Source organism: Pseudomonas sp. GW821-FHT01E10 (genome assembly GCF_059422365.1).
The window spans coordinates 1-18,292 of record NZ_JBWKWT010000038.1; the positions used below are offsets into that span (position 1 = coordinate 1).

Annotated in this window: 14 protein-coding genes and 1 pseudogene; 14 read left to right on the plus strand and 1 reads right to left on the minus strand. The window is 53.9% G+C overall.

The features are described 5' to 3' along the window. The 14 genes from AC07V0_RS29750 to AC07V0_RS29815 form a co-directional block, all read left to right on the plus strand. Positions 1-10,482, plus strand: a 10,482-nt coding sequence (locus tag AC07V0_RS29750) for a polymorphic toxin type 43 domain-containing protein (RefSeq protein WP_495020199.1), incomplete at its 5' end; no start/stop codon positions are given. Further along, positions 10,479-10,997, plus strand: coding sequence for a hypothetical protein (locus AC07V0_RS29755; protein ID WP_192351593.1), 519 nt, complete (start codon positions 10,479-10,481; stop codon positions 10,995-10,997). The genes AC07V0_RS29750 and AC07V0_RS29755, both read left to right, overlap by 4 nt. A gap of 192 nt (positions 10,998-11,189) precedes the next feature. Continuing rightward, positions 11,190-11,327, plus strand: a complete 138-nt coding sequence (locus AC07V0_RS29760) for a hypothetical protein (protein ID WP_158245550.1) — start codon at positions 11,190-11,192, stop codon at positions 11,325-11,327. Then, positions 11,327-11,800, plus strand: coding sequence for a competence protein ComJ (comJ, locus tag AC07V0_RS29765; RefSeq protein WP_086946462.1), 474 nt, complete (start codon positions 11,327-11,329; stop codon positions 11,798-11,800). Before AC07V0_RS29760 ends, comJ begins: the two co-directional genes overlap by 1 nt. 114 nt (positions 11,801-11,914) lie before the next feature. Beyond that, on the plus strand, positions 11,915-12,130 hold the full coding sequence (locus AC07V0_RS29770; RefSeq protein WP_086946461.1) for an HNH endonuclease signature motif containing protein: 216 nt from the start codon (positions 11,915-11,917) through the stop codon (positions 12,128-12,130). Next, positions 12,127-12,600 carry an SMI1/KNR4 family protein gene (locus tag AC07V0_RS29775; protein ID WP_086946460.1) on the plus strand — a complete coding sequence of 158 codons (474 nt, stop codon included), beginning with the start codon at positions 12,127-12,129 and terminating at the stop codon, positions 12,598-12,600. The genes AC07V0_RS29770 and AC07V0_RS29775 overlap by 4 nt, the downstream gene beginning before the upstream one ends. 229 nt (positions 12,601-12,829) lie before the next feature. Further along, positions 12,830-13,288 carry a hypothetical protein gene (locus tag AC07V0_RS29780; RefSeq protein WP_138866150.1) on the plus strand — a complete coding sequence of 153 codons (459 nt, stop codon included), beginning with the start codon at positions 12,830-12,832 and terminating at the stop codon, positions 13,286-13,288. A 233-nt stretch (positions 13,289-13,521) separates the two neighbouring features. After that, complete coding sequence (locus AC07V0_RS29785) at positions 13,522-14,013, plus strand: transposase (RefSeq protein ID WP_225609309.1); 492 nt, start codon at positions 13,522-13,524, stop codon at positions 14,011-14,013. Between the two features lie 427 nt (positions 14,014-14,440). Further along, positions 14,441-14,797, plus strand: a complete 357-nt coding sequence (locus tag AC07V0_RS29790) for a hypothetical protein (protein WP_086946459.1) — start codon at positions 14,441-14,443, stop codon at positions 14,795-14,797. 232 nt (positions 14,798-15,029) lie between these two features. Then, positions 15,030-15,389 carry a ribonuclease toxin immunity protein CdiI gene (gene cdiI, locus AC07V0_RS29795; protein ID WP_086946458.1) on the plus strand — a complete coding sequence of 120 codons (360 nt, stop codon included), beginning with the start codon at positions 15,030-15,032 and terminating at the stop codon, positions 15,387-15,389. A 463-nt stretch (positions 15,390-15,852) separates the two neighbouring features. Beyond that, entirely contained in the window at positions 15,853-16,095 is a 243-nt protein-coding gene (locus AC07V0_RS29800) for a hypothetical protein (RefSeq protein ID WP_086946457.1), read from the plus strand. Positions 16,096-16,268: 173 nt separating this feature from the next. Next, positions 16,269-16,505, plus strand: a complete 237-nt coding sequence (locus AC07V0_RS29805) for a hypothetical protein (protein ID WP_086946456.1) — start codon at positions 16,269-16,271, stop codon at positions 16,503-16,505. A 181-nt stretch (positions 16,506-16,686) separates the two neighbouring features. Then, positions 16,687-17,247 carry a hypothetical protein gene (locus tag AC07V0_RS29810; protein WP_064619629.1) on the plus strand — a complete coding sequence of 187 codons (561 nt, stop codon included), beginning with the start codon at positions 16,687-16,689 and terminating at the stop codon, positions 17,245-17,247. 16 nt (positions 17,248-17,263) lie between these two features. After that, the gene (locus AC07V0_RS29815; RefSeq protein WP_225609302.1) at positions 17,264-17,416 is read left to right on the plus strand and encodes a hypothetical protein; all 153 of its coding nucleotides are present in this window, start codon (positions 17,264-17,266) and stop codon (positions 17,414-17,416) included. A 458-nt stretch (positions 17,417-17,874) separates the two neighbouring features. Here AC07V0_RS29815 and AC07V0_RS29820 read toward each other — a convergent pair. After that, positions 17,875-18,216, minus strand: a pseudogene (locus tag AC07V0_RS29820) (DUF899 family protein); the annotation flags it as partial. Positions 18,217-18,292 lie beyond the last annotated feature (76 nt).

Here is an 18,292-nt window from a genome sequence, read left to right on the forward strand (position 1 = left end):
GAGATTCAGGCGAAAAACCTGACCATCGTCGCCGGTCGCAACGACGTCAATGCCGACAACCTCAACGCCACCGCCCGTGCCGATGACGGCAGCGCCAAGCCGCAACTGGCCATCGACTCATCGGCCTTGGGCGGGATGTACGCCGGGGCGATCAAACTGGTCGGCACCGAGGCCGGGGTCGGGGTGAAACTCGATGGCAACCTCGCGGCCAGTGGTGGCGATATTCAGATCGATGCCAATGGCCATCTCAGCCTGGCGCAAACCTCGGCCGCAGGCGCCGTCAATGTCAAAGCGGCCAGCCTCGATGCGCGCGGCCCGGTCTACGCCGGCACCGCCGTCAACGTGCAAACCCAGGGCAACCTGACCAACCAGCAAACCCTCGCGGCCCGGGACAGCATCGCGCTGACGGCCGGCGGTGTGCTGACCAACAACGGCATCATCGAAGCCGGGGTCAACGCCGACACCAGCCGCAATGCCAGCGGCGATGTGAATCTGAATGCGCAGAATTTCACCAACACCGGCAAGAGCGTGGTGGCTAGCCGCAACCTGACGGTCAATACCGCGCAGACGTTGAATAACCAGGGCGGCACTTTAAGCGGGCAGAAAAAAACCAGCATCACTGCTACTACGCTGGATAACCAGAACAAGGGCCGAGTATTGGGCAGCGGCACTCTGGAGCTGAAAGCCACGCAGGTTCTCAACACCCAGGGCGTCATTACCAGCAACGGCAACCTCACGGCCAATCTCGGCCACCTGAACAGCCACAATGGTGAAGTTTCCAGCGCCGGCACCACCACCGTCACCGCCACAACACTGGACAACAGTGACGGCCAGGTCACGGGCGACGTAGCCCTGAACATTGGCTTGATCGGCGCCCTGAATAACCAGAACGGTGTGCTGGGCTCCGGCCAAAGCGTGAGCATCAGCGCCGCCAGCCTGGATAACAGTCATGGCGGCAGCCTGGTTAGCGATGGCAGCGTCACCGCACGCATCAATGGCTTGTTCGACAACCAGAATGGCGACCTGAGTGCCAAAGGCGTGGTCGACCTGCAAACCGGCAGCCTCGACAATCGCAATGGCAGCCTGACCGGCAAGGATCGCCTGACCCTGCGCAGCGATTCACTGGATAACCGCACCGGCAAAGTACGCGCTGGCAAAGACCTGCAACTGACCGTCGGACAACTCGATAACCGCCAGCAAGGTCTGCTCAACAGCCAGGCGGCCATCAACTTCAACGGCACTCATCTGGATAACCGCGACGGCTTGCTCAGCGCAGCGGGGGCGGTGCAACTGCAGGCAGCCAGCGTCGACAACAGCGGCGGCCGTATCTCCAGCAAAACCGATCTGACGGCCAAGGTTGCGCAGTTCACCAACCAGGGCGGTGAGCTTGTCGCTCAAGGAATGTTGACCCTCAATGGCAAGGGGCTCGATAACCGCAGTGGCGGGCTGGTAGGCGCGACAAAAGCGCTGAAACTCAATGTCGATGAGGTGGACAACCGCGGCGGCGAAATCTCCAGTGCCGTTGATGTGGCCATCGAAGGCCAAAGCCTGAACAACAGTGACAACGGCAAGATTCTGGCTGGCACCGAGCTGGGCCTGAAAGTGGCGCAGATCATCAACCAGAACAAGGGGCTGTTGTTCGGCAAGGGCGCCACGACAGTGACGGGGCAGAACCTGGACAACAGCGGTGGCAGCCTGGTCACTCAGCTTGGGCTGGATATCCGCCTCGACAACGCGCTAAGCAACATCGAAGGCCTGATCAGCAGTGAAGGCACCCTGACGGTCAACGCGGCGAGCCTCGACAGCACCCGTGGCAGCGTGTCGAGCGCCGGCGCGTTGGCGCTGACGACGACAGGAGTGCTGAACAATCAGGGCGGGTCGATCACCACCGACAGCGGCTTGACCCTCAACAGTCAAAGCCTGAACAACAGCCAGAACGGCCTGCTCAGTGGCAAGAGCGCGACCGCCGTCACCACGGGTACGTTCGACAACACTCAGGGCGGTCAATTGATCAGCGGCGATACGCTCGACCTGACCGCGACCCAGGTCAGTAATGGCGTTGCCAGCCGAATCGCCAGCGATAAGGCCCTGACCGCCAGTGTCACCGGTTTCGATCAACAGGGCGGTCAGCTGTTCAGCAAAACCGCCCTGAGCCTGGACTTGAATCACGGCCAACTGAACAACCAGAACGGGTTGATCAATGCACCGTTGCTGATGTTGAAAAACCTCACGGACGTCAACAACCGCAACGGTGAAATCTCCAGCGCCCAGGCCTTCACACTGGCCGCCCGGAACCTGGATAACGGTAACGGCAAGCTGATCAGTAATCAGGGTTTGACGCTGCACATCGATCAACTGCTCGCCAGCATCAAGGGCCTGATTTCCGCACAGACCCTGGAGGTGCACAGCGCGCGTCTGGACAACACCGGCGGCTTGATCAGCAGTCATGGCACCCTCGGGATGACGGTGGACGGTCAGATCGTCAATCAGGATGGCACGTTCATCGCTGACGGTGACGTGAACCTCAGCGCCGATAGCCTGGACAACACCCGTGGCCAGATCGCCGGTAAAACCGATGTCACGGCCAACGTTGCGACTTTGAACAACCAGGGTGGGCAACTGATTGCCACCGGTGGCCTGACACTGACCGGTACCAGCCTCGACAATCGCAACAGCGGACTAGTCGGCGCGACCAATGCGCTGCAACTGAACGTCGGATCGGTCGACAACCGTGGTGGCGAGTTGTCGAGCAAGTCGAACGTGACCCTGATCGGCAACCGTCTGGACAACAGCGATGGCGGCCAGGTATTCGCCGACGGTGCTTTGTCCCTGACGGTCGAAAATATCATCAACCGCGCCAAAGGCCTGCTCTCGGGCAAGGCCGACCTGACATTGACCGGCCGCGATCTCGACAACAGTGGCGGCTCGCTGTTAAGTCAGAAAAACCTGACGCTCAATCTCACGGGGGACCTGAACAACAGCCAGGGTCTGCTCAGCGCTGAAGGCTCACTCGGGGTCACGGCCGCCAGCCTGACCAACACCCTGGGCAGTGTTTCCGCGGCAGGGCCGCTGACGTTGACCACCACCGGCGCCATTCTCAACCAGGGCGGCGAGATCGTCACGGATGCTGGCATCACACTCAACAGTGCCAGCCTCGACAACCGCAATAACGGCAGCATCAGTGGCAAGGGGGCGGTGATCGTCAACACCGGCGCACTGGATAACAGCCACGCCGGTCGCTTGAACAGCGGCGCCAGTCTGGACCTGACCACCACCCAACTGACCAACCAGGATGGCGGTCGTATCGCCAGCGTTGGTGCCCTGACTGCCAGCGTCACCGGCCTGGATCAGCAAGGCGGGCAACTGTTCAGCAACACCTCTCTGACACTGGATCTGAACCAGGGTCAGCTGAACAACCAGAATGGTCTGATCAGCGCGCCGTTGTTGATGCTCAAAAACCTCACCGACGTTAATAACAACGGCGGCGAAATCTCCAGCGCCGAGGCTTTCACCATCGCTGCTCGCAGCCTGGACAACAGCAACGGCAAACTGCTGAGCAATCAGAACCTGACCCTGCGCATCGATCAGGCACTGACCAACCTCAAAGGCCTGATCGCCGCTGCAGCACTCGACGTCAAAGCCGCCAGCCTGGACAACAGCGGCGGCACGCTGACCAGCCGCGCCAACCTCGACCTGAGCCTCGACGGGCTGCTGACGAACCAGAACCAGGGGCTGATCAACGCCACCACGGAGCTGACAATCAACAGCAGCGGTCTGAATAACCAGAACGGTTCTTTGCTGGGCAGCGCCATTGCCATCGACTTCGGGGCGGCTACCGGCGACCTGAACAACGGTGCCGGCCTGATCACCACCACGGGTTTGCTGAGTCTCAAGCACCTGCGTGACCTGAACAATCGGAACGGCGAAATCTCCAGCAGCCAGAGCCTCGATCTGACGGCCCGCGCACTGGATAACAACAACGGCAAATTGATCAGCAATAACCTGCTGACGGTCAACGCCGACACGGTACTCAACCAGGGCGGTCTGATCTCCGGCTGGCAAGGCCTGAGCCTCACCAGCAACAGCCTGGACAACCGCAACAAAGGCACGCTGTCGAGTCATGACAGCGATGTGGCCGTCACCGTAAGTGGTGCCATTCTCAACAGCGGCGAAGGTGCACTGGTCAGCCGGAAAACCCTGAGCGTCAACGCGTCGAGCCTGGACAACAGCAACGGCGGCATTCTCTCCAGCGGCGGCAATCAGACCCTGACCCTCAGCGGCCTGCTGAACAATGCTCAGGGCGGCTTGATCGACAGCGGCGCAACCCTGGCGATGCAGGCGATGACCCTGGGTAATGCCGGCGGCACCGTCAACGCAAAACAGGACCTCAGTTTCACCGGCACCACACTGGATAACACCGGCGGCAATCTGATCGGCAACGGTGCCGTGACCCTCGACCTGCTCGGCGCCCTGACCAACACCAACGGCAAACTGGCCAGCGCCGGCCCACTGCTGGTGCAACGCGCCACGCAAATCAATAACCAGGGCGGTCAAATCGCCAGCCAAGGCTTGATGACGCTGCTCACCGGTGGCCTGGACAACCGCAATCTCGGCACCATCGCGGCCAATGATCTACTGACCATCACCACCGGCGGCACGATACAGAACAGCGCCGACGGCCAGATCTACAGCCAGAATGGCGACCTGCAAATCCAGGCCGCCAGTCTCGTCAACGCCAAGGGCACCCTGCAAAGCCAGGGCGCTTTGAACCTCACCATCGGCGGCGATATTGACAACCAGAGCGGCCGCATTGTCGCCAAGGCCGGTGACCTGTCGATCAAGGCCGGCAACCTGGATAACCGCGGCGGCGTGCTCGCCAGCCTGCAAGCCGCGTTCACGGCCAACCTGACCGGTGTGCTGAAAAACGGCTATGACCTGAACAACAACCGCCGCAGCGGCGTCACCCAGGCCGAGCGCCTGAACCTGACCGCGCTGGCCGGCATCGATAACTACGGCGGGCGTATCGCTGCGCAAGGCGGCGACGCGACTGTCGTCACCGGCAACTTCGACAACCGCAACGGCGGCCTCTACGCCAAAGGCAAGGTCAGCGTCACCGGCAACAACTTTGACAACAGCGGCGACAATGACGGCCAGATTGCCGGTCAACAGATCGACCTCACCCTCAGCGGTGCCCTGAACAACCGACTGGGCATCATCGAGAGCGACAGCACCCTGTCGATCAAGGCTGCCAGCCTCGACAACCAGACCGGCCAACTGCGCGCCCTCGGCGACAAAGGCAAAACCAGCTTCCAGATCGGTGGCCTGTTCGACAACCGCAACGGCACCCTGGAAAGCGCCAACACTGACCTGACAATGGCAGTGGGCGGCTTCCTCAACGGCGGCGGCAGTCTGCTGCACGTGGGCAACGGTACTTTCGACATTTCCACCGCCAACGTCACCGGCGCCGGCGGCACCATCGTTACTCGCGGCGGCCTGACCCTCAACGCCGACAGCTGGACCAACAGCAACGTCATCCAGGCTGGGCGCCTGACCGTTAACGTCAATAGTTTCACCCAGACGGCGAGTGGTCAGTTGCTGGCCTCGGATAGCCTCGTCGGTACCGGTGTCAACTGGTTCAACGAAGGATTGATTGCCAGTGACGGCAGCATGAACGTGGGGCTGAGCGGTGCTTACTGGGGGGCTGGTCGTCTTAGCAGCCAAGGGGCCCTTGGCCTGAATGCCGCGCAAGTGAGCCTCAATAGCGTCACCTCCAGCATCGCTGGCGGTGGCAACACCACGCTCAATGTCAGTGGTCAACTGGATAACGCCGGTCGCCTCACTTCGGGCGCCAACCTGACGGTTAACGCCGGCGGGATCAACAACTTCGGGACGCTGGCCAGTGCTCAACAACTGACCGTCACCACCGGTTCGCTGGTCAACAGTAACGGGCTGATCTTCAGTGGCGGCAACATGGGCCTGCGGGTCAATGCGCTGAACAACAGCTACGCCAACATCTACAGCCTGGGCAACCTGACGATCGACCGTAACGGTCAAGGCGCCCAGGCCGCCAGCATCGTCAACAGTTCGGCGTCGATTCAAAGCGACGGCAGCATGAGCCTGGCGGCGAGCACGATTCAGAACATCCGCGCGGTGCTGACCACCAATAACCAGGGTATCTACACCGCCCGAATCGGCGAAATCACCTGTATCGAAGGGGTGAACGCGGGCGACTGCAGCGGCAAGCAAAACCATGTTTGGGAGATCGTGCAGCGCGACAAATTTGAAGTCACTGATGCCAGTGCCGCGTCCAGCATCACGGCGGGCGGGGACCTTACCCTGACCGGTGGTGACCTGCTGAACCAGAGCAGCACCATAGCCACCGGCGGCAATCTGAGCGCCTCGCTGGTCAACCTGACCAACAGCGGCATCGAGACCGGCGAAACCGAGACCACCCGGGTATTTCGCTCCGAACGAACTCGCAACGCAGGCGGATGGTACAACGCGGCCAGTAATTTCACCGACAAGTACTGGTTCGAAAGCGCGGGCTACACCCCCAACGACCTGGGCGGTCTTGAGGCCGGAATAGCCAACTTTATCGGCATGACCGAAGTGGAGTATCCGAACTTAGGCAGCACCACGAAAATCTCGTCCAGCGACCAAAGTTACGCCGCCGTGATCCAGGCTGCTGGCGCGGTCAACATCAACGCCCAGAACAATATCGATAACAGTGTCGTACGCCCTGGCTACACCTACGTGGGCAGTGGTCCGCGCACGGGCACCGGTGCTGCGGGCAGTCAGTTCTCCACGCGCATCACCCTCAATCAACAATTGCCGCCCAACCTGGCCCAACAGCAAGTCAACCCGCTGGCCTTGCCCGGCTTCGCTCTGCCCACCGGGCAAAACGGCCTGTTCCGCCTGAGCGGCCAAGACAGCAGCACTCCAGTGGCCAGCGGTCCGCAAAGCTGGACCATGGGCGGCGGCAGCGTCAGCACGACCCAGCGTCAGCAACCGCTGCAAAGCGTCCAGCCACGGAACATTCTACCGGTCAGCAACACTCAGGCCTCCGCCAGCAGCGTTGACCTGAAGCCTGTTGATTATGTGGCGTCGAACGTGGGCGTCGGTGCCAGCGCGATCGACGTCAGCGCACCGGCTGCCAATTCAACCGGCTCGACACTGCCTGGTCGTTCCACGGCCTTTACCATCAATCGCGTCCAAGGGTTGCCGGCCAGCAGCGGCCAGTCCAAACCCCAGAAATACCTGATCGAAACCAACCCGGTACTCACCGACCTCAAGCAATTCATGAGCTCGGACTACCTGTTGTCGAACCTCGGCTACGACCCCGACCAAAGTGCCAAGCGCCTGGGCGATGGCCTTTATGAACAACGCCTGATCCAGCAAGCGGTAGTGGCGCGTACCGGTCAGCGATTTATCGATGGCCAGACCAGCGACGAAGGCTTGTTCAAATACTTGATGAACAACGCCGTCGCCAGCAAAACAGAACTCAACCTGTCGCTGGGCGTCAGCCTGACCTCCGAACAAGTCGCGGCCCTGACCCACGACATTGTGTGGATGGAAAATGCCGAGGTGAACGGCGAGCAAGTGCTGGTGCCGGTGTTGTACCTGGCCAACGCCAACAATCGCCTGGCCGCCAACGGTGCCCTGATCCAGGGCAGCGACGTGACCCTGATCGCCGGCAAAGACCTGAACAACGCCGGCACCTTGCGCGCCTCCAACAACCTATCGGCCACCGCCACCAACGATCTGGTCAACAGCGGCCTGGTGGAAGCCGGCAATCGCCTCGACCTGAAAGCCGGCAACAACATAGTCAACAAGGCCGGCGGCATCATCGCCGGCCGTGACGTCACGTTGACCACCACCCGGGGCGACGTGATCAACGAACGCACCGTCACCACTCACGAAAGTGGCAGCGGTTATCGCAACGAGCGGACCGACTTCGTTGACAGTGCTGCACGTATCGAAGCCGCCAACAGCCTGACCATCAAGGCAGGGCGAGACTTCAACAACACCGGTGGCGTACTGAAAAGCGGGGCGGACACCACGATCAATGCCGGACGAGACGTCAATCTCACCTCCGTAGAGCAGGTCGGTAGCAACGAGCGTGGTCCGAACCACCGCGATCAAACCATCACCCAATACGGCTCCAGTATTGACGCGGGTCGCGATCTGACTCTTAACGCCGGCCGGGATCTCACCGCCATTGCCAGCCAGATCGACGCCAAACGCGACATCGCCATGGCAGCCAAAGACGACTTGACCTTGGCATCAGCCGCGGATGAGCAGCACTCGTACAGCAAGACCAAGAAAGTCACGAGCCAGGAAGACCATGTCAGTCAGGTTTCAACGACGGTTACCGCGGGCGGCAGCGTTGCACTGAGTGCGGGTCAGGATCTGACGCTGATCTCCAGCAAGGTCAACGCTGGAGATGAAGCCTATCTGGTGGCGGGTGACAAGCTTGAGCTGCTGGCGGCGCAAGACAGCGACTATTCGCTGTACGACATGAAGAAAAAAGGCAGTTGGGGGAGCAAGAAAACCCAGCGTGATGAAGTGACTCAGGTCACTAACGTGGGAAGTGAAATCAAGGCCGGTGGGAATATCGGCCTGATCAGCAGCGGCGATCAACGCTATCAGGTTGCCAATCTGGAGAGCGGTAAAGACCTGACGTTGCAAAGTGGTGGTGCCATCACCTTTGAAGGGGTGAAGGACCTGCATCAAGAGAGCCACGAGAAGAGCAGCAATAGCCTGGCCTGGACTTCCATGAAGGGCGAAGGCACGACCGACGAAACCCTGCGCCAGAGCGCTTTGGCCGCCCAAGGAAAATTGACCATCAATGCGGTCAATGGCCTGCACATCGACGTCAAGCAGATCAACGAGAAAACCGTTAGTCAGACCATCGACACCATGGTCCAGGCTGATCCTCAGCTGGCTTGGTTGAAGGACGCCGAGCAACGCGGCGATGTGGACTGGCGGCAAGTCAAAGAACTGCACGATTCCTTCAAGTACAGCCATTCTGGGCTGGGCGAAGGGGCAATGCTGGCCATCATAATTGTGGTGACTGTATTGACGGCAGGAGCAGCGAGTGCGGCCGTGGGAACGGCGGCCAGTGCAACGGCGGGTTCAGGCACTGCGATGGCTGCTGCCAGCTCTACGGTCGCTGCGGGTTGGGGCAACGTGATGGCTTCGGCGGCGCTCACCTCGATGGCCAGTACCGGCGCCGTGAGCTTCATCAACAACAAGGGCAATCTGGCCCTAGCACTCAAGGATACGTTCAGCAGCGACAGTTTGAAAAACGCCGCCATCGGGAGTTTAACCGCTGGTGCGATGAGCTATGCGGACAGCAACTGGTTCCAGAGCCCAAGTGGCGCCACTAATGGTGGATCGCAAGTCACAGGGGCAGGTCCTATCCAGAATCCGGGCTATTCCAGCGATATGCTCAGCTGGAGTAACGCCGAGCAAACCGTATTGCGCAGCGGCACGCATGCGTTGATCAACAGTGGCATCTCAACAGCCATCAATGGCGGCAGCTTTGGTCGAAATCTGGGTGGGGCGCTGTTGGGTGAGGGGCTGGATCTCGCCGCCGCGGCCGGTAACAAGGGTATTGGTGATCTTGCTCATAATCTGGGCGTTGACCCTGGAAGCGCGCAGACCATCTTTCTTCATGCGGTGTTGGGCGGGCTGATATCGGCGGCCAAAGGTGAGGGTTTTACCAGCGGCGCGATTGCCGGTGGCGTTGCTGAAGGGCTGACACCCAAGGCCAACGAGTTTTTAGCGCAGTACGTTAGTGAGAATTTCAACGCCGATAACTTGAGCGTGCAAGGCAGTCAGAGCAAGATCGCGACCGCTCAAATGATCGGGCTGCTCTCGGCCGCACTGGCGGGCGGCAATCCCAATACTGGCAGTTTGATTGGTGGGGCTGGGGAGAAGTACAACGACGAACTGCACCATAACCAGGTTGAGGAAGCAGACTATGAGCTGAGGAAAATGATGGGTGAGCCCATCCCTCAGCAGGAGCAAGATGACCTTGGTAAGGTCGAACCTATTGACATCATGCAAGGACCGCATGGTGGTGCGAGTCCTCTGGGTGGTGGGGTTGCAAAAGCTGCGGCAAATGGCAGTGGGCCAGCTAAGGGCTTCTTAGAAGTCAGTGATGCATATTCATCCTCCAAAGCTGTACAAGGGTTGAGTAATTCAAAACCTATTGACTTTATTTACGATCCGGCTAGTCAACGATTCATCATGGGGAAGAATCAATTTGGGCATGATGGGATATTGGATGCTGGAAAAATCCCTTCATCTGACGCTATCGTCGGCGGCGGGATCTGGAAGGAAAATGGAGTCCTTCGAACCTATGAATGGAGCGGACATTACGGGATGAACTGGACTCCCGAGCTTCGTGAGCAGTTCAAGTCCTTTATGAGCAGCCATGGCGTGGATGTTACCCATACTCCCGGGATATCTAGATGATAGATGAACTGAAAAAAAAGCTATTGATGGAGCTCGGTAAGCTAGATGCTCCATGGATAAAAAAAATTGAGTACAACTCTGAAGGGGCTAATTTGAGTTGGCTTCCTGTAGCAAAATTGTGTGGGGGGCGTTTTCTTTTGGGGCTTACTTCCAAGGGGCTTTGGGCTAGATCGACAGAGTCTGTTGTTCAGACAGTCAGCGACGAAACTGCGTGTGTATTTTTTCTGCCAGTATTAGAGGATCTTCCAGAAGTGGTTCGTTGCAAGATGATCGATGGGCTTAAAGGTTATGGGCTTTCCGAGGGGTTCATAGACTTATTTCCATTTGAGCAAATTGTTATGGCAGGTCTTAGAAGTCAGAGTGAGTACTGGTCTGGCTTGGCATTGAAGTGGGTTTTATTCGTCCCGAGATCTAATAGTTTAGAAACAGAGTTGGAGGCGTTGAGTAAAGCTGGAGAGACTCAACAAATACGTCACTCGGCCAGAAAAATAGCTAAGCAGCTAAAAGTTTTGTGACATAGGTGCAAAAGAAATTCCCATATCTCGGGCTAAATACGGGGATGCAGCAGACCATATATCTAATGCGCAAGAGGCTGGTTATCCCGACGTGCTCACTATTGATCGCCCGGGGCGCCAGGAAACAGAAAAGAATCAATAGGAGGGCTTCCTAAAATTCCTGGAAAACAGTTAGATGAATATCCTCCAGCAATGTTTAAGGAGGGAGGGGAAGGAGCCAGCGTTCGCGCCATAACACCTAAAAATAATATGGGTGCAGGTGCTTGTATAGGAAATGCATGCAGAGGTCTAGAGGATGGAGAGAAAGTTAGAATTAAGGTGGTCGAATAATGGCTAAATTAACGGTAGGTCTGTATCTGTCGTACTCACAGTTTTGTGTGTTTATTAGCTCACTCCCACAACCATATAATGACTGGAGTGATCGAAACTATTCACAGGGCTTTTCCTGGCGTCCTGGTAGCGCCTCCTTTCGAGCGCTGGTAGAGGAAGGTGATCATGAAATCACCATCTTTATCGAGGAAGCTGTTCCTGAGGTGAGCTCGGATGTGATACGGGCATTTCGAGTGCCATTTGATGTATCGGATAGCAATGTCGAACTTGCAAGTATTTCAGGCTCGGTGCCTCTTGAACTACCGATAGGAACATACACCCTACAGGTTGAGTTTTTTGGGAGCATGGGTGAAGAGGTGCCAAGAATCAATGTGCGACTAAATAAGGGAGGGACAGCGTTTTTGATATTAAAGGCAGATGCAGAAATAGAACAGGAAGGCGATTTTGATCTTGAAGCATCACCAGCTACATAGCTAAAAAGAGCTGAAGAGAAAAGGGGACGGATTTATTTGTTTGGCTCGTGCGGTGGCTAGAAAATAAATCCGTCCCCTTTTTTCTTGGGTTTTCCAGATTTTTCTCCTTACGCTATGCACAGGGTGCAAATTCTGGGACTCACTGGGAAATACGGAGTGGACTCTAAACTTGCAAACTCGGCGGTTGGATTAGACGCGACACCCAGCGGGTTCGTCTGGCTTCATGTTGAAGATGGCCAGACGATGCTCCTAATACCTCAGGATGTGCATAACTCTACGAGGCATACTGGTGGTTCCGCAGTTATTCGGAATGGAGGGTTTGACAAATGAAAGTTAAAGTAAAGAAAGTAAAAAATATAGAATGCGGGGCTTTTGAGGCTGTTGAACTGTTTGTTGGCGCAGTTTTGAATGCTTCAATAAGGGGTTTTTTTGAAAGATTTAATGGCGGAGAACCTGCGTTAAATGTATTTGATGTGGGCGATGATAATAGTAGTGGCATAAATCAATTTATCCCTGTTAGTGAGGTGATTGCAGAGCTTAAACGGTTCGAGTTCAGAAAAGGGTTTATACCGATTGCTTGGGCCGAAGGTGGCAACTATGTGGCGGTTGATTTGATAGATGGTTGTGTTTATTTTGTCGATCATGAGGTCTTAGATAGGTATGTCAAGCTGTCGGTGGGGGTTGATGCATTTTTGGATGAATTGAATCCAACTTCTATCGATGATGTGGTATTGAAGCCTGGCCAGGTTATAAAAACTTGGGTAAATCCTAATCCTATTAAAGGTCTTAAGGGAAAATAGATTAAGAGAGAAATAGGCCGCCCGAGTTGGCGGAGGCATTTTACACACTCTACATCACGAGTGGATATACGGGGGTATACGGGGGCAGACCACATTTTTAAACGTGGTCTGTCCCCGATTTCCTGCGATTTCCTACTGGGTGTGGGATCAACATATTCTGTACCTGCAAGCGCATTAGAAGGGATTCTTAACGGTGGCGTAATTGTCCATCCATAGGTGAATAAATATTATGCAGAAGAAATGTGATTTATATTTATGTGGTCCGGTGGATGCGTCGCGACTTAAAATGCTACGTTTGTTTGATAATGATTTTGCTTGCGAAGATGGCAAGGTGTTTAGTGGTTATTTATTTGTAAGTGTTAATAGGGTAAAGCTTGTGGCGGTAGTGTCTGCTCTGCGGCAAAAGCAGATATTATGTTTCAGTGTTCCCGTCGAATATCGAGAAGGTGAGATTTCATTTGAGATAGCATTTGAAATAGCAAAAAAATATTCTGCAGAGCAAGGTGTAGTAGTAGGAGTGAGAGATCAATCGCAATGTCCACCTCTTTTTTGGTCTTTTAGTTTGAGCTCTGTCGGTCATGGGGAGAAAAAAGCAGGTGGGATGCTTATGGTTGATCGCTTGGATGGTCATATTTGGGGGCTTGATGAATATGAAGAATATATGTATGACTACAATAATATTTTCTAAGTGGTAATGTGTATAAATACCTAAAGGGATACCTAAGGGAGAAACGGGGACAGACCACGTTTATCCTGAGAATGGCAAAAAATGGGGGCAGACTACGTTTTTCTGTGTCGCACTTTAGCGATCTGAAAAAGTGTGAAATAGATAGGGAGATTGTTTTTCGTAGGATTGACTAAGTTATTGGCATCATTAATTGTGAACGGATTCACCATATGCCACGCAGAGCACGTCTCTTGATGCCAGGTGTCCCCTTGCATCTGATTCAACGAGGAAATAATAGATCAGTTTGCTTTTTTTCAGCGGATGATTACCTTTTTTATTTAGAGCTGCTTGCTGAGCAGGCCAACAAAAAATCGTGTGAAATTCACGCATGGTGTCTTATGACTAATCATGTCCATTTGTTGATTAGCCCTCATGAGCACAGCAGTACCAGCTCGCTTATGAAAGGAATAGGGCAACGATATGTGCAATACATAAATCGTACATATGGGCGTAGTGAGACTTTATGGGAAGGACGCTTCCGTTCGTGCCTTGTTCAAAGTGATAGTTATGTATTGGTCTGTTATCGCTACATTGAGATGAATCCTGTCAGAGCCAAAATGGTGACGCATCCTGCGGAATATCGTTGGTCGAGTTATCGTGCTAACGCACAATCAGAGTTTTCGGATCTCATTACCCCGCATGCTCAGTACCTATCGCTTGGGGGACACAGATGTATCGACTGCTGAAGTCTATCAAGCGAGTTGGAGATAGGATTGGTTGACCAGATTCGGGCTGCCACCAATGGCAACTATGTACTTGGTGATTCGCGATTTGCAGCCGAAATTGAAGCTATGATTGGGCGACGAGCTCGGCGGGGATGCCCGGGCAGACCGAAAAAGCATTCGATTTTTTAGATGGAAAACGTGGTCTGTCCCCGTTTTCTCCCCGTTTTCTCTTACCCACCAGGTACCGATCCAAGCGCTCCCGGGAGCACATATATTCGATTGATGCCTTCAGGCTCAACCCCCGTTACCGGCTTAGAGAATGGTTATTGGATTTCTGTGAAAAATGGACAGCCGATAAATCCAGCAACAGGTGGAACTGGCACAAGAGGAGAGACGCATGTGCCATTACCACCTAATACCGAACCGCCGGCGCGGTAAGAGGATAGTTATGATTAATGAAGCGGATTTGGCGGAGCTGAAGTCAGCAGTGCTAACAGGTGTAACTGTTGGGGTTGGCTCTCAAGTTCTGATTTTTGGCAGCGGCGCTACCGTTATAGTTCAGTGTCCTTTTTTGTGTGAAAGTCTTGGGTGGGAGCAGTGGGGGCACGGAGAAAAAGTTTATACGAGTACACTGTTCTTTGATTTTTTTAATCATCGAGTAGAGGAAGCCTCGCTTGAGGAAGGTGAAGTTCTAGTATTAAAGTTTGAGGGGGTGAAGATATTAAAAATTGTCCCTGAGCGAAATGGACTAGAGTCATATGTAGTTACTACTCGTTTTGGTATTTGTCCTGTCGCAATAATTTAGAGTTTTAAAGGGAGCTGTATGGTGGCTTTTAACCTTGACTCGAGATCGGCTAATGGGCGTCCCCTCTTTTGCGTGGGCAGCGGGCGGTGGCAGACGGTTACATCAGCGCCATGACCAGAGGGATGAACGCCTATAATGGTGAGACGGGAGGGTGTCAAGTTCAGGATTTATCTGGACCCGACTACTGGTACGGTTCGTAATTTCCACCCGAGATGAATAAAGGGGTAATGGCGTGAACGAATTGTTTGGGCAGCCCTATGATCGTCGGGATTCGCACTGGGTAATAAAGGCTTACTTTGACAGGATGTACGATGATGGTAGGTTTATCGAGGCGGTAGAGTTTCTTGTTAAGAAATGGGGGTTTAGTACGGATGGTGCGTACTGTGCTTTTCCCGATATGAATAGTTATTTTGAGGAGGATCATTTTGAAGGGGTTAGATTTTCCAGTGGATATATTCTGGAAGAGGATGCATCGGTAATTGTAAGTGATGAAGTGTTTCGTGATTATCTAAAGCTTGCTTGCGATAAGTACCTAAAGTTTCATTCGGGAAATGCAGGGAAGGTACATAAGTTGTTGAGTTGTTTATGTTGAGGTTGGCGTTATGTAAATGCCGTGGGGCCGTTGATTATATTCGGGAAAGAGGAAGTCCAAACTTTTTCTTGCGATAGAAACAGGCGACCCACAGGTCACCCCGAGTAACCGGCAGACCCGAAGGTCTCCCGCGCAAATCTTGAATAATGCGCAATCCCTGTAGGAGCTGCCGGGGAGAAACGGGGACAGACCACGTTTATCCTGAGAATGGCAGAAAATGGGGGCAGACTACGTTTTCTGTGTCGCACTTTAGCGATATGAAATAGCGTTTATACCGCAGAGTACTTGTCTAATTTGACGAAAGGTATGCCGCCTACTCAGGCCGCTGCGAATACTTGGACGGGGCGTCTTGCCGCGAAATATGGCTTTACCAGTGTTCAAGCGCCTGAAACTGGTATGTTTAATGATATAACCACGGTTGTTTTCAAAAAACCATGAAGTGATATTTTGCAGTGGAGGATTTATGCTTGAGGGTATTCTGAGGGGGGAGTTGCCGTGTCAGGTTTTTAGGGACTTGATAGAGGTTGATCCTAAACTTACTAATATACGTCTTAGTGAGATTTTTCATGAGGAATTTATCGATGTTGATAGTCTTGCTATGCAACTTATCTGGCATTGGAGGGGGCCGGGAAAATCTGAAGGGGTTATTGATGAGTCACTAAATGCTGAGCTGTTGGTAATGTTGAAAAGTGCAGGTTATTTGTAGGGGGGGTGCAGATCACGCTTGTTTAGCGGAGAAAAAAGAAAAGGAAAGAAAAGGGGACGGATTTGGCTCGTGCGGTGGCTAGAAAATAAATCCGTCCCCTTTTCCTGTCCATTTTCCTATTGATAAAACACAGCTCCGATACCCGAGTCCACTAGGTAACTGAGAAGGGTTATATGGCATTTTATATAGAGATGGATAAGGTTGTAGAAACTGAAGAGTATGTTGAATACACGTTTGGCCGGAATTTGGAGGTTGGGATAATACGGCTGGGGAAAAAGGATGAAACTATTCATGTTTTGAAAGAGTGTCCTCTGGATGTAAATGGAGAGTGGTCGAAAAGAGCTGCTATGAAGCTAATTCGTCTTTCTAGAGGTGGAAGTTTTCCTGGGAAAACTCAGTGGGCTTCTTAATGAAATAGTTTGAAAAAAAAAGGGCGGATTTATTTGTTTGGTTTTATGCGACGGCCAGAAAATAAATCTGTCTGATTTTGGGATGTGGCAGTCCCCCTATAGCGAACTCAGCGTTTATGACACGCCGCTTTGACAAATATTTTCTCATCAGCCGAACATACGCTTTCAAGGACATTCAGACGTGAAAAGAACCACACTACTAGCACTGACCCTGATTCTGGCATTACCAGGCTGCCATTCCAACGTCCGGGACTCTTCCCCCAGTCTGCTGAAAGACGGTGTCCAGCTGAGTCAGAACAAGGTGGCCGTCGATGCGCAACACGCCAAGATCATCATGAAAGCATCAGGTAACACTACCCCAGTAGAGTTCTCGATCCGCCGCGCATCGGATCCTGACCAGCGTATGGAGGTGCTTGGAACCGTGGTGGATTCAGGTCGGGGCAAGGTCTTCGGCTGGATCGCCAAACTCAACGAAGCGGCCAACAGCGCCACGCTTAAACGCTTCCCACAGCTGGAAGTGCAGGCGGATGCCGATCAGCCATTCCAAGTGTCGGGTTATTCGAATGGCGCAGGTGTTGGGAGTATATATAGCTGCGGTCCGATCAAAACCACTTTCACACCAGAAAAAAGCAAGGTCTATTTGGTGGAGTTCCAGTTTGTTGATAGCCGCTGTGAGCAGCATGTCTACGATATAACTCAGGCTCAGGAACGCATTCCCGTGGCGAGCGTGCCTTCAATGTAAAGTGGCGGTATGAATAATGAGCGAAGACGATATCTATCTGCAACTCGGACAGATTTTGCTGGACACATCCCCCGCGACGGCAATGAAAATCATCGTCGAGGCGGAGCTATCTCCAGAGAACGATCATTGCCAGTTTCTATTTGATTATGTGGATGAGGATGGTAAGTAGGATTGGTTTAGCCCCGTCAGCGCTCAAGTGGATGTGGAATTGTTTGAATGTTTTGTTGAACTTCGAAAAATCTATATTCAGAACGGAATGACGAGTGGGTGTCCGATCTGGAGTGGCTGCGTAATTACATTGGATGTTGCTGTCAGTAAGCTGGCGGTTGAATTTAAATATGATTAGCTTGGGTCGGGACATGAAGGAGGCAGATATATTTGTTTGGGATGGAGTATGGCAAAAACCTTTATTCGTCCTTTGAGTTGTGTATTCCAAACATTGGGCAGGCATTAAAAACGGGCGACTCATAGGTCGCCCGTTTTGTTGAAGTCGGACGTCTGAATGCAATTTACACAACGCCACTTACCTCCTGTGGGATCTTGCTCGCGATAGTGGTGCATCAGTCGAAATCCATGTTGAACGTTAGTCAGTCATCGCGAGCAGGCTCGCTCCGAAAGGGTTGCGATCTACCCACCATGGCAGCAACTAGCTGACACCTTGTCTTCATACCGATCGTGATGCCTCACCCAATCCATGATCTCCTCTTCATTACGCCCCTTAGGCGTGAGGTCGAGGTAGTTGTAGGCACCGACCAGCAGATCCAGGCCTCGGGCATACGTTGAATAGGTATGGAAAATCTCCCCCGCTTCGTTGCGATAAAACACACTGAGCCCAGGGAGTTCTTCCTCTGCGCCGTCGGTCTTTTCGTAGTTGTAGGTGGCTTTTCCGGTGGCAACGTCTTCGGCCCGGGCGCAGACACCGAAGTCGTAGTTGAAGTCGCAGCCTTCAGATGAGACCCAATCGAATTGTAACCGCTCCATGAACTACACATTCAAAGCTGCCAAGTGATCCCGGATGCTGTGCTCCCGATTTCGTTCAGGAGCC